We start from the raw sequence: 12075 nt of genomic DNA on the forward strand, positions 1-12075 counted from the left end.
TTCATCCAGGGACCCCTACCCACTCAGGAAGCCGTGAGCCACCTCAGCGGGTTGTCGCGCAGGATCGCGGCGAGGGCGGCGTCGTCCGCGCCGGCGGCGCGCAGCGCGGGCAGGAACGTGTCGAAGAGGTACCCGAAGCCGGCGCCGCCGTACCGGGTGACCTGCGCCATGCGGGACACGCCCGTGCTGAGCAGCACGCGGCCGCCATGCCCGGCCTCCAGCAGGTCCATGACGCAGCGGACGCGCGCGCCGAGGGCGGCGCGGTCGTCGCCCGCGAGGCCGAGCGTGCCGAACGAGACGTAGCCGCCCATCTCGGCGATCTTGCGGTGCTGGCCCGGGTCGTCCACCCGGTCCTGCTGCCCGACCGCGACGCGGTCCGGGGACAGCCCGGCGGCGGTGAGGATCTCCAGCTGCGCGAGGCCCGCCCGCCCGTAGGTCGCGACGGAGAGGCCCGAGTAGCGCGCGGCCTGGGCGGCGGCCCGCAGGCACAGCTCCTCGGTCTCGGTCGGCGCCTCGCCCCAGGTGCCGATCTCGCCGATGACGCCGGGCAGCGCGTTGGTGCCGTCCATGCCGAAGCCGACCTCGGCGAGCAGCCGCTCGGAGAGCCGCTCGACGGCGGACGGCGCGCCCGGCCCCGTCGCGGCGGCGAGGGTCTCGCGGACGAACGCGGGATGGAACGGCTCGGTGAACACGCCCGTCCCGGCGACCACGGCGACCCGGGCGCCGGCGCTGATCCGGGCGAGCGCGGCGGCGTTGCGCCCCATGCCCGAGCACGTCAGGTCGACGACGAGGCCGAGGCCGTGCTCCTTGCGCAGCTCCGACAGCTCCCGCTGGACGGCCTTCTCCTCGTCCAGCCAGCGGGCCGGGTCGGACGCGGCCTGCTGCGGGCGCGCCGGCCAGCGCAGGTCCAGCTGCAGGTGCTCGTGGGAGAGCACCGGCCCGGTGATGTCGGACGTGGCGATCGTGCCGGTCACGGTGCGCAGCCGACCGGGCTCCTCACGGGGGGTCATGCCACCGGAGGCTACGACATGTTTGCCCTTTTCAAGACCTCAGGCGGGGTTGTTTTTACCCGTCGCCTCCTGATCGCGCGGCACCTGCGCGGTCTGCGCCTCGCGCACCGCGCGGGCCTGGGCGGTGTCGCCGCTCGGCCACCGCCGGTCGATCTCGGCGTTCAGCGCGGCCCCGATCAGCACCGCGAGCGCCGCGACGTACAGCCAGGCGAGCACCGCGATCGCGGCGGCCAGCGACCCGTACACCGACACCCCGCTCAGCGACCCGGCCAGGTAGAGCCGCAGGCTGACGCTGCCGACGATCCAGATCAGCAGCGCCAGCATGCCGCCGGGCACCTGCCGCCACCAGGACGTCCGCACCGGGATGCTCATGTGGTACAGCAGCGAGAGGAAGACGATCGACAGGCTCACCACGATCGGCCAGTAGGCCGTCTGGACCGCCGCCGCGCTCTCCGGCAGCGCCTGCCGCACCAGCGCGGGACCGGCCACCAGCAGCGGGATGACGATCAGCATGACCAGCAGGCCGATCAGGTAGAGGAAGAACGCGCGCACCCGGGTGCGGATCACCCCGCGGACGCCGGACAGCCCGTAGGCGATCGTGATCGTGTCGACGTAGACGTTCGTCGCCCGCGACCCCGCCCACAGCGAGATCAGGAAGCTGACCGAGACGATGTCGGGACTGCCGCCCCTGAGCACGTCCTGGATCAGCGGTTCGACGACCGTGTTGACGGCCGGGCCGGTCAGCACGGTCTGCGCCTGCTCGATCACCCACTTGTGGACGTCGTCCACGGTGTCCTGGCCGAACAAGCCGCGCATGTGGCCCATCGTGCCGATCAGCCCGATGACCAGGGGCGGCAGGGACAGCAAGGCGAAGAACGCCGCCTCGGCGGCGAGACCGGTCACCCGGTAGCGGAACGCGCCGACCGCCGTGCCCTTGATCAGGATCCACGTGGTCCCCGGGGCCGCCCGCGCCCCGGCCTTGGCACGGGCGAGCAGGCGGTCGCGCACGCGCGGCTCCGGGCCCTTGCGGCCCTCCCCGGAGTCGGAGCCGGACTCGGAGTCCCCGGCCGGGGGGACGCCCGCGGCGTCGGAGACGGTGGTCACACCGCCCCACCGTAGAGCGTTACGCGCCCGGAACATGCCGCCTCGCCCATTTCGCTGGTCCGCTCCGCGCGTGGCGTGCCGATCGCCTCCCCCGCCCGGTCATTGCGCGGGCGTGCCGCCCGCCCCCTGCACATCCCTTTGCCCATACCCGTTATGACGGTGCGGAACGTCGCCCGGACCATGATCGTCCCCGTCCGGCCACGGTGAACCGGGCATTTGCCTTCATGGGTGACAATAGGAGACATGATCTGCGAGTCGTGCCGTGAGCGCCGCCACGAGGAGTGCCGTGGCGGCTCCTGGTGCGACTGCCAGCACGTTCCCGCGCCCGGCGGCGAGCGCCGCGCCGCGGCGCCCGGGACGGATCCCCCGGCCGGCGAGGACGCCGAGCCTCCGGTGAACTGGAGGCGGCAGGGATGACACATCTCACGCGTCCGCATGCCGGACGTAACTGGACAGCCCGCGAGACGGCATGTCAGAGTTCTGGTATGACTGCCGCGGACCCGCTGCTGGCCAAGCGCCGGCACGTCGACTTCCTCCGCGTCCGCAGCGCGATCTGTCGGTGACGCTCCGACCACGCCCCAGCTCAACCGGGCGCGTGGTGCATCGGCGTCACCTTTGACTTCATCCAGCTCAGCGTCGAGCCGGCTGCCTCAGAGCGCCGGTGCGCTACGCGTCCCTCACGACCACAGACGAGGACGCGCGCCGTGCCACCCGCGATCAAACGCAAGAAGGCCGAGGGCCAGTGGGCCCTGGGCTACCACGAGCCGCTCAACAAGAACGAAGAGAACAAGAAGAACGACGACGGCCTGAACGTCCGCCGCCGCATCATCGACATCTACTCCAAGACCGGCTTCGACTCGATCGACCCGGCCGACCTGCGCGGCCGCTTCCGCTGGATGGGCCTCTACACCCAGCGCAAGCCCGGCATCGACGGCGGCAAGACCGGCGCGCTGGAGGACGAGGAGCTCGAGGACCGCTACTTCATGATGCGGGTGCGGATCGACGGCGGGCAGCTGAGCGGCCCGCAGCTCCGCACGATCGCCGACATCTCCACCCGGTACGCGCGCGGCAGCGCCGACATCACCGACCGGCAGAACGTCCAGCTGCACTGGGTGCGGATCGAGGACGTCCCGGCGATCTGGGACGCGCTCGAAGCCGTCGGGCTGCACACGATGGAGGCGTGCGGGGACGTCCCGCGCACCATCCTCGGCTGCCCGCTCGCCGGCATCGCGGCCGACGAGGTGATAGACGCGACCCGCGACCTGCGCGAGATCCACGACCGCTACATCGGCTCGCCCGAGTTCTCCAACCTGCCGCGCAAGTACAAGACGGCGCTGTCGGGCTGCACGTCGCACTGCACCGTCCACGAGATCAACGACATCGCGTTCGTGGGCGTGGTGAACGAGGCGGGCGAGACCGGCTACGCGCTGTTCGTCGGCGGCGGGCTGTCCACCAACCCGATGTTCGCGCAGAGCCTCGGCGTGTTCGTCAAGCCGGAGCAGACCAGCGAGGTCTGGCACGGCGTCACGTCCATCTTCCGCGACTACGGCTACCGGCGGCTGCGCAGCCGCGCCCGGCTGAAGTTCCTGATGAAGGACTGGGGCGCGGAGAAGTTCCGCGAGGTGCTGGAGAAGGAGTACCTCGGGTACGCGCTACCGGACGGCCCCGAGCCCGCCGCGCCGCTGGCCCGCCGCGACCACGTCGGCGTCCACCCGCAGAAGGACGGCACCTACTACGTCGGGTTCGCCCCCCGCGTGGGCCGGGTGAGCGGCGAGATGCTCGGCGTCATCGGCGACCTCGCCGAGCGCTACGGCTCGGGCCGGGTGCGGACGACCATCGAGCAGAAGATGGTCATCCTGGACGTCCCGGAGCAGAACACCGAGGCGCTCGCCGACGAGCTGGCGAAGCACGACCTCCAGGTCCGCCCGTCGACGTTCCGCCGCCAGACGATGGCGTGCACGGGCATCGAGTACTGCAAGCTCGCGATCGTCGACACCAAGCAGCGCGCGATGGACTTGATCGACGAGTTGGAGAAGCGGCTGCCCGACTTCGACCAGCCCCTGACGATCAACGTCAACGGCTGCCCGAACGCCTGCGCCCGCATCCAGGTCGCCGACATCGGGCTGAAGGGCCAGCTGGTCGTGGACGAGAACGGCGACCAGGTCGAGGGCTTCCAGATCCATCTCGGCGGACGGCTGGGCGCCTCGTTCGGCAAGAAGGTCCGCGGACTGAAGACCACCTCGGCCGGGCTCACCGACTACGTCGAGCGGGTCGTCCGCAGGTTCGACGAGCAGCGCGCCGACGGCGAGACGTTCGCCGACTGGGTGCACCGCGCCGACGAAGCCGACCTCAAATGAGCGAGCGCATGGCGCCGTTCTACTGCCCCTACTGCGGCGAGGAGAACCTCGAACCCCGTGCCGAGCACGGGTCGTGGTCCTGCCCCGACTGCCTTCGTTCCTTCACGTTGAAATTCCTCGGTGTCGGAGCTCCCCGCACCGCGAGCAAGGAGATCCCTCGGTGACCCTTCTGGAGACCGACAGACCTACCCTTGACCTCGAAGACATCGTCGAATCGGCCGCCGCCGCCCTGGAGGGCGCCCCCACGCTGGAGGTCATCCGCTGGGCCGCCGCGACGTTCGGCGACCGCATCTGCCTCACCTCCTCCATGTCGGACGCGGCGCTGATCCACCTGGTGTCGAAGGTGAAGCCCGGCATCGACGTGCTGTTCGTCGACACCGGCTACCACTTCGCCGAGACGATCGGCACGCGAGACGCGGTCGAGGCCGTCTACCCGGTGAACGTCATCAACGTCACCCCGTCCCGGACGGTCGAGGAGCAGGAGGCCGCGCTCGGCCCCCGGCTGTTCGGCCGCAACCCCGACCTGTGCTGCCACCTGCGCAAGGTGGAGCCGCTCGGCCGCGCGCTGGAGGGCTACATGGCCTGGTTCAGCGGCATCCGCCGGGACGAGACCGCGAGCCGCCGCGAGCGCAGGGTCGTCGAGTGGGACCGCAAGCGCGGCATGGTCAAGGTGAACCCGATCCTGGACTGGACCCAGGAGGACATGGACAACTACATCGAGGACAACGGGGTCATCATCAACCCGCTGCACTACGACGACTACCCCTCGATCGGCTGCGAGCCGTGCACCCGCCCGGTGGCGCCCGGCGAGGACCCGCGCAGCGGCCGCTGGGCCGGGATGGGCAAGACCGAGTGCGGTATCCACCTTTGAGCGTCCCTCCCGCGGCGGTGCCGATGACCGCGGTGGCGCACGGGAGCAGGGACCCCCGCGCCGCCGCGACGGTCGCCGAACTGCTCGGCGCCGTCCGGGCCCGCCGCCCGGACCTGCCCGTGCACGCCTCGTTCCTGGACCACGCGCCGCCCGCCCCCGACCGGGTCCTGGACGGCCTGGCCCGGAACGGCGCGGACGAGGCGGTCGTGCTGCCGCTGCTCCTCACGGCGGCCTACCACAGCAAGACCGACATCCCGGGTGTGCTGAACCGGGTGCGGGGCATGCACCCGCGGCTGCGACTGCGCACGGCCGGCACGCTGGGGCCGCACCCGCTGCTGCTGGACGCCCTGGAGCGCCGGCTGTCCGACGCGGGCGTGGAGCCCGGCGACCCGGACACCGCGGTCGTGCTCGTCTCGGCGGGCTCCAGCGACCCGTCCGCCAACGCCACGATCGCGCGGCTGGCCCGGGAGTGGCGCCCGCGCGGCTGGCGGGACGTCGTCCCCGCGTACGCGTCGGCGACCGGCCCGAAACCGGCCGAGGCGGTCGCGGCCCTGCTCGACGCGGGTGCGCCGCGGGTGGCCGTCGCGTGCTATTTCCTGGCGCCCGGCTACTTCGCCGACAAGGTCCGCAAGGAGTCCCTGGCCGCGGGCGCGTCCGTGGTCTCCCCGGTGCTGGGCGCGGCCCCGGAGATCGCCGAGCTGGTCCTCCTCCGTTACGAGGAGGCGCTGGAGACCACACGGGCGGCCACCGCCGTCTGAGCCCGCCCTACCGCCGGTCCTTCCACCAGGTGCTGAGGGCGCGGCGGAGCGGGGTGTGGTGCTCGTCGTCGACGATCTTGATATCGCCCATCACGGCGTGCGCGGTGACCCGGACGACGGGGACGCGGGCGCCGGGATGGGGGTCGCGGACGGCGACCTTGCGGTCTCCCAGGAAGTTGTGGCCGGACAGCTCGACGCTGACCCCGTCCGGGACGATGATCTTGACGTCGCCCATCACGGCGGTCGCGGAGATGAGGACCTCGCCGGTGGGGACCTGGGCGCCGCGCAGGTCGAGCTCGACGTCGCCCATCACCGACACCGCCTCCAGCGGGCCGTCGATGCGCCCGACGATGCGTTCCTTGCAGTCGCCCATGACCGCGCTGAACCTGCGCTTGACCTGCAGGGGCGCGGGGGTGGCCCCGGGCGCGCCCATGCCGGGCAGGTCGGCGGTGATGTGCTCCAGGTCGCCGCGGGTGACGGCCGCGTAGGCGGCCTCGGTGCGCTCGGTGAGCTCCTCGAAGGTGAGCCGTCCCTCGACCGAGGCGATCCGCAGCCGCTCGACGGCCGCCTCCCGCTCGGCGTCGGACGCGCGAACCCCGTCCGGCGCGATGGCGGCGTCGAGGGAGTCGGGAACGTGCCGCTCGGGGTGGACGTCCGGCCGCCGGTCCAGTGGGCGGCTGGGGCACGGCCGCTCAGGCTGCGGACTGGACTGACTCATGATTCAGAAGGTATGCCCTTCGCGCCGCCGGACAATCCGCCACGCGAACGAGATCGCCCCACCACCTGAGGAGGATGGACGGTCCGCCCACCGTACCGGCATGATCAACATTTGCCCGAACGCGGTTCTGTATCCTTCGGTCGGCGGCGTGAACGTTGTTGGGAGGAGCAGGGTGACGCACGAGGTGTTGAATCAGGTTCCCCCGCTGACCGGTCACGATGTGGCCGACGATGCGGTCCTGCTGGACGGGCTGGAGCGCGAGGGCGCGGGATGGGCCGGGGCCGAGGTCCGCGAGCTCGGCCGGCTGGCGGGCACCGAGCGCGCCCAGGAGTGGGGACGCCTCGCCAACGAGCACCCGCCCGTGCTGCGCACCCACGACCGTTACGGGCACCGGATCGACGAGGTCGAGTTCCATCCGGCCTGGCATGAGCTCATGACCGTCGCGGTGACGCACGGCCTGCACGGCACCGCCTGGGCCGACTCGCGCGAAGGCGCCCACGTCGCCCGCGCCGCGAAGTTCTACACCTGGCGTGTGGACGCGGGCCATGGCTGCCCGATCTCGATGACCTACGCGGCCGTCCCCGCCCTGCGGCAGTCCCCGGAACTGGCCGCTCGGTACGAGCCGCTGCTGGCGCGGCCGGAGTACGACTTCGGGCTCCGCGCACCCCTCACCAAGAACGCCCTGCTCGCCGGCATGTCCATGACCGAGAAGCAGGGCGGCTCGGACGTCCGGGCCAACACCACGCAGGCCGCGCCCCAGCCGGACGGGACGTACCGCCTCACCGGCCACAAGTGGTTCACCAGCGCCCCGATGTGCGACGTGTTCCTCACACTCGCCCAGGCTCCCGGCGGCCTGACCTGCTTCCTCGTCCCGCGCGTCCTGCCGGACGGCACGCTCAACCCGCTTCGCCTGATGCGCCTCAAGGACAAGCTCGGCAACAGGTCGAACGCGTCCTCGGAGGTGGAGTACGACGACGCGGTCGCCTGGCGCGTCGGGGACGAGGGCCGCGGCGTCCGCACCATCATCGAGATGGTCAACATGACCCGGCTCGACTGCGTGATCGGCGCGGCGTCCGGGATGCGGCACGGCGTCACCACGGCCGCGCACCACGCCGCGCACCGGAGAGCGTTCGGCGCCTACCTGATCGACCAGCCGCTGATGCGCAACGTGCTCGCCGACCTGGCGATCGAGTCTGAGGCCGCCACGATCACCATGCTGCGCCTGGCGGGCGCCACCGACCGCTCGGTGCGCGGGGACGAGTCCGAGACCGCCTTCAAGCGCCTCGGCCTGGCGGTCAGCAAGTACTGGATCTGCAAGCGCTGGCCCGGCCACGCCGCCGAAGCGCTCGAATGTCTGGGCGGCAATGGCTACGTCGAGGAGTCCGGCATGCCGCGCCTGTTCCGCGAGTCGCCCCTGAACTCCATCTGGGAGGGCTCCGGCAACGTCGCCGCGCTCGATCTCCTCCGCGCGACACTACGCGAGCCGCAAACCCTAGATGCGTTCTTCGAGGAAGTAGCCCTCTCCCAAGGAGCCGACAAGCGCCTAGACGCAGCCATCAAGGAAACCAAGGAAAGCTTCGCCGACACCGCAACAATCGAGTACCGCGCCCGCCGCGTAGCCGAGCGCCTGGCACTAGTCCTACAGGCATCGCTGCTGGTCAGACACGGCCACCCAGCGGTAGCCGACGCCTTCTGCGCCACCCGCCTCGGCGGCGACTGGGGAGCCGCCTTCGGCACCCTCCCAGCAGGATTGGACCTCGCCCCGATCATCGACCGCGCCACACCAAAAGTCGGCTGAGTCTTCCTTCGATCAGAGGGAAGCCCGGCCCTTTCGGAAAGGACCGGGCTCGGTGCTTGCCGCTTACAGGAGCGGTGCGGTTCTATCCGGCCGGTGGGCCGGGCCGCTCAGACGGGCGACGTCAATCCGTAGGCGTCCACGTGGCGGCGTCTTCGTCGGCGCTGTCGTAGGCGGCGACGTCTTCGTCCTGCTCGCTCCGCAGTTGCCCGGACACCGCTGCCAGGTCCTCCAAGGAGTAGCCCTCACCCTGAGAGCCACTCTGACCTTGGGGGTTCGTCGGCTGAGTCATGTCGAACTCCATTCGTCGTCTCGGTTGTCCAGTCCGCATTGGTTTACAGCAGACAGGTACAACCGTCCCGACAGATGGACCAAGCGCAGCCAGACTTCGACGTGGTCGGCGCTGATCGCGTTCAGCTCCCCTCCGTTTCGACCACCCTGGCCAGTCTCGATCTTTCGTGAGTCCGGCTCGGGCGCCTAGCCGACCGAACCGGAATTTGTTCTTTGGGGTCCCCCTCCCGCATGCTCGCCAGCACGACCGCGCTGCTTGCCCGGCGCTGGCACCGCTCTCACGCGGCACCGGGTTCAGGTGACAGGCGAGTCACGGGTGATGTTTGGATATCCCCTGACACTCGTCGTCCGCGTGTCCTCCATGCGCGGCGGCCAGACCTCTGGCAGTTGAGAGGGTCCGGATCATCACACTGCAATCGCGGTCAGGAAGGTGGAGAGTCGGTTGCCCGCTCGGCGGACACAGGGCGTCGGGCTGCGGCAGTACAACAGTCCCAGCCACTGATCCACAGCGTCCTGTTCCGAGGGCTGCTGCTGGCGGCTGTCACCGGGGTCCGCAGGTCCTATCGCGCTGAGGGTGGGGACCGTACTGCGGGAGCGGTGTGCAGAATTGGCCGACGAGGCTTATGGGTCCGCCGGGCGCCCGGCGGAGAAGGCGCATGCCGACGCGTCCCCGTAGGGCCGCCCCGCATCCGGACCTTACGTGCGCCACCTGGAGACCATCGGTGCCGGCCCCGCCAACGGGCACGTGTTCTGCGGCGTCCGCCGTAGTGAGCCGGCCGCCATCACCTACCGGCGCGTCTGGGCCGCGACCCAGCGACCGAGCGCTGGTGAGGCCGGCCAACAAGACCATCGCTACTCGAAGACCTCTTGATGCTTCAGTCGCAAGATCGACGCCAGGGCGCGACCACCCGAGCACTTCCGGCGCTTGATGAGCTGTTGAGCCTGGCACGGACCATCCCCGCTTGCCCGGGGAGCACGTGGCCGCCGGGAGCGCGGCTGGGTATCAACGGAGGTCATCGCGCCCCTCTGAGGGCGGGCGGGTTCGCCGACAGGGGGCAGTATTCAGCCGCCACCGACACTGGGCTCGTGCCGACACGTCCCCGCGTGTGCGGGGAGCACGCCGAAGCGATGGCCCGCAGGCCGCCGTGCTCGGGATCATCCCCGCGCGGGGATGGTCCCAGGATCGACGCCAACTCCCGGGCATGGGGGCCAGATGCTCCCCGCGCGCGGGGATGGTCCCTCGAAGCGGCTGCCGTCGGAGGTGGCGAGGCAGGGCTCCCCGCGCGTGCGGGGATGGTCCCACCCCGACCGGCCCGTGATCAAAGGCCAGCAGGTTCTCCCCGCGCACGGGGGTCCCGCGCCGCTATATGCGGTGATCGCCGGGCGGGGAGCGGATCGGATACTCCGAACAGGGCGGCGGGGTCCGGGCATGCTCGTGAGTACCCCGCGACCACGTGGCACCGGCCCCACCCGTCCGGCCAGACCGCGCCCCGATCCCCCTCGGCACCGGCGACCTCGACGGCGATCGGCTTGAGCGCCCGCCGCCACCTCTGCTCCTCTTCCCGCTGCCGTTCGGCCGCGTCGTCCTGGTCCTCATCGGCGACGCCCGCTGCCTCGCCGTGCAGTGCGGCCACTTCGTCGGCGTCCTCGTCGACGTGCCCGGCGTGGACGACGTCGTGCTCTAGGTCGGGCCCGGCCGCCAGTGCTGGGACCGACTGGGCTTGGTCGGCGTCGACGGCTAGGGCACCGCCCTTGGCCTTGGGCACTTACTTGTAGAGCGTGGACCGGCTGACCCGAGCAGCCGGGCGATGGAGGAGCGACTCGTCTGGACGGGCCAGCAAGGTGCGGGCCCGGTGGACCTGGTCGGGGGTGAGCGCCTGCGGCTGCCCGAGGCGCTGCCCGCGGGCCCGCCGCGGCGAGACTTGCTCAGCAGGGATTGATCGACGTGCCGCCACCGGTGTACTTGATGATCTCGATCGAGTTGATCGGGGTGGCGTCGAATCCGCCCTCACCGAGGTAGTCGTTCGCGAACTGCGCACCGCCGGTTCCGTTGTAGCCCTTGCAGTAGGCCACGGTCGGGGGATAAGTGCCAGGAGGGTCCGCGTACTGGTTGTTATAGGTGTTGCGCCACCCGTACTCGTTGTAGATGTTGTGGGCACCGTAGCTGTAGAACACGTACTCCGGCCGGTCCTGGTTCCAGCCGGTGCCGGGATAGATGCAGAAGGCACCGGACGGGCAGCCGTGGACGGTGGCGGCCCGGGCCGGACTCGGCGCGGCTGGTCCTGCCGCCGCGAGGGCGGGCGCACCAGCTCCCATGATCGCCGGGGCGGCCAAGGCGGTTACAGCCAGGGCACACCGTGTCATTCCCTTCATGGTCTCCCCTTTCGTGGACGCTGGACTGAAGCTCAGCAGACGGCGGCTTCACATCTGCTTCACAACAGCTTCATCGGCCGGTAGGGAACACCGCGTGCTCGCCACGCCCGTGGGGGCGGTGCGGCCCTTTGACATAGAAGGAATTCAACCCTCACCGCTCGACTCTCAGTGCATGGGAGGTCCGTCAGGCGTCGAGCGGGTTACGGGCGATGCGGTCGGCGACTCCGCCGGCCACGGATAGCGCGGCGGAACTGCCCGGCTTGTGCGCGGCCTGCTCGCGGAAGCAGGCCGTGAACTCCTTGACCAGGTCCAGGCGCGGGTAGCGCTCCAGCACCTCGCCGCGCAGCCCGGCCGGGATCCCGTCGAGGCCGCGGCCGGAGATGTCGATGCCGGTGGCCAGCTCCAGCAGGTGTCCCTCGGGATCCTGTTCGATCGGCACCTCGGGCCACATATGCCGGACGATGATCTCCGAAGCCCGTACCCGCCGCTCCGGGGGCCAGCCCGCGCCGGCACCGAAGACCCAGGCCACGTGGCCGCCCGCCTCCTCGAAGGGCACCGTGCGGCTGTCGAACTCCGCCACCAAGCCGATGTCGTGCAACACGGCCGACACGTAGAGCAACTCGGCGTCGAACACAATGCCGTTGCGCCGCGCGTGGGCCGCCGCCCAGAGGTAGGAGCGGACGGAGTGGTTGAGCAGGGAGGGCGTCTCGTACATCGTGGCCACTTCGAGAGCGCCGCGGCAGGCCGGGGTGTCAGGGATCAAAAGGTCGTCGAGTCTCACAGATGCCATCATGCTTC

13 protein-coding genes are annotated in these 12075 nt (G+C 70.8%); 7 read left to right on the forward strand and 6 right to left on the reverse strand.

All coding sequences use genetic code 11. The features are described 5' to 3' along the window. Positions 1–23: 23 nt before the first annotated feature. Positions 24–1010, reverse strand: a complete 987-nt coding sequence (locus ACQPXG_RS30840) for a phosphotriesterase family protein (RefSeq protein WP_433462641.1) — start codon at positions 1008–1010, stop codon at positions 24–26. Positions 1011–1049: 39 nt separating this feature from the next. Continuing rightward, the gene (locus ACQPXG_RS30845) at positions 1050–2114 is read right to left on the reverse strand and encodes a YihY/virulence factor BrkB family protein (protein ID WP_433462642.1); all 1065 of its coding nucleotides are present in this window, start codon (positions 2112–2114) and stop codon (positions 1050–1052) included. Positions 2115–2357: 243 nt separating this feature from the next. Between ACQPXG_RS30845 and ACQPXG_RS30850 the strand changes: the two genes are divergently transcribed. The 5 genes from ACQPXG_RS30850 to ACQPXG_RS30870 all read left to right on the forward strand — a co-directional run bounded on the left by ACQPXG_RS30850 (position 2358) and on the right by ACQPXG_RS30870 (position 6100). Next, the gene (locus ACQPXG_RS30850; RefSeq protein WP_433462643.1) at positions 2358–2531 is read left to right on the forward strand and encodes a hypothetical protein; all 174 of its coding nucleotides are present in this window, start codon (positions 2358–2360) and stop codon (positions 2529–2531) included. A 287-nt stretch (positions 2532–2818) separates the two neighbouring features. Continuing rightward, positions 2819–4471, forward strand: coding sequence for a nitrite/sulfite reductase (locus ACQPXG_RS30855; protein ID WP_433462644.1), 1653 nt, complete (start codon positions 2819–2821; stop codon positions 4469–4471). Next, positions 4468–4635 carry an Insertion element protein gene (locus ACQPXG_RS30860; protein WP_433462645.1) on the forward strand — a complete coding sequence of 56 codons (168 nt, stop codon included), beginning with the start codon at positions 4468–4470 and terminating at the stop codon, positions 4633–4635. The genes ACQPXG_RS30855 and ACQPXG_RS30860 overlap by 4 nt, the downstream gene beginning before the upstream one ends. Next, on the forward strand, positions 4632–5342 hold the full coding sequence (locus ACQPXG_RS30865; protein WP_433462646.1) for a phosphoadenylyl-sulfate reductase: 711 nt from the start codon (positions 4632–4634) through the stop codon (positions 5340–5342). Before ACQPXG_RS30860 ends, ACQPXG_RS30865 begins: the two co-directional genes overlap by 4 nt. 23 nt (positions 5343–5365) lie before the next feature. Continuing rightward, positions 5366–6100, forward strand: a complete 735-nt coding sequence (locus tag ACQPXG_RS30870) for a sirohydrochlorin chelatase (protein WP_433470081.1) — start codon at positions 5366–5368, stop codon at positions 6098–6100. 7 nt (positions 6101–6107) lie between these two features. Here the strand turns inward: ACQPXG_RS30870 and ACQPXG_RS30875 are convergent, their stop codons facing one another. Next, a complete protein-coding gene (locus ACQPXG_RS30875) occupies positions 6108–6818 on the reverse strand; it encodes a DUF1707 SHOCT-like domain-containing protein (RefSeq protein ID WP_433462647.1) in 711 nt (236 codons plus the stop codon). Positions 6819–6990: 172 nt separating this feature from the next. On the opposite strand from ACQPXG_RS30875, the gene ACQPXG_RS30880 reads away from it, so the two are divergent. Continuing rightward, entirely contained in the window at positions 6991–8616 is a 1626-nt protein-coding gene (locus ACQPXG_RS30880) for an acyl-CoA dehydrogenase family protein (protein ID WP_433462648.1), read from the forward strand. 121 nt (positions 8617–8737) lie between these two features. Here the strand turns inward: ACQPXG_RS30880 and ACQPXG_RS30885 are convergent, their stop codons facing one another. Continuing rightward, positions 8738–8905: a hypothetical protein gene (locus ACQPXG_RS30885; protein ID WP_433462649.1), complete on the reverse strand. Its 168-nt coding sequence runs from the start codon at positions 8903–8905 to the stop codon at positions 8738–8740. Positions 8906–10358: 1453 nt separating this feature from the next. Here ACQPXG_RS30885 and ACQPXG_RS30890 point away from each other — a divergent pair. After that, positions 10359–10589, forward strand: a complete 231-nt coding sequence (locus ACQPXG_RS30890) for a hypothetical protein (RefSeq protein WP_433462650.1) — start codon at positions 10359–10361, stop codon at positions 10587–10589. 241 nt (positions 10590–10830) lie between these two features. On the opposite strand, the gene ACQPXG_RS30895 is transcribed toward ACQPXG_RS30890, so the two are convergent. Further along, the gene (locus tag ACQPXG_RS30895) at positions 10831–11268 is read right to left on the reverse strand and encodes a hypothetical protein (RefSeq protein WP_433462651.1); all 438 of its coding nucleotides are present in this window, start codon (positions 11266–11268) and stop codon (positions 10831–10833) included. 193 nt (positions 11269–11461) lie between these two features. Beyond that, entirely contained in the window at positions 11462–12058 is a 597-nt protein-coding gene (locus ACQPXG_RS30900; protein WP_433462652.1) for an HD domain-containing protein, read from the reverse strand. Positions 12059–12075: the final 17 nt, after the last annotated feature.

It is taken from the genome of Spirillospora sp. CA-128828 (assembly GCF_050945415.1).
Taxonomy (GTDB): Bacteria; Actinomycetota; Actinomycetes; order Streptosporangiales; family Streptosporangiaceae; genus Spirillospora.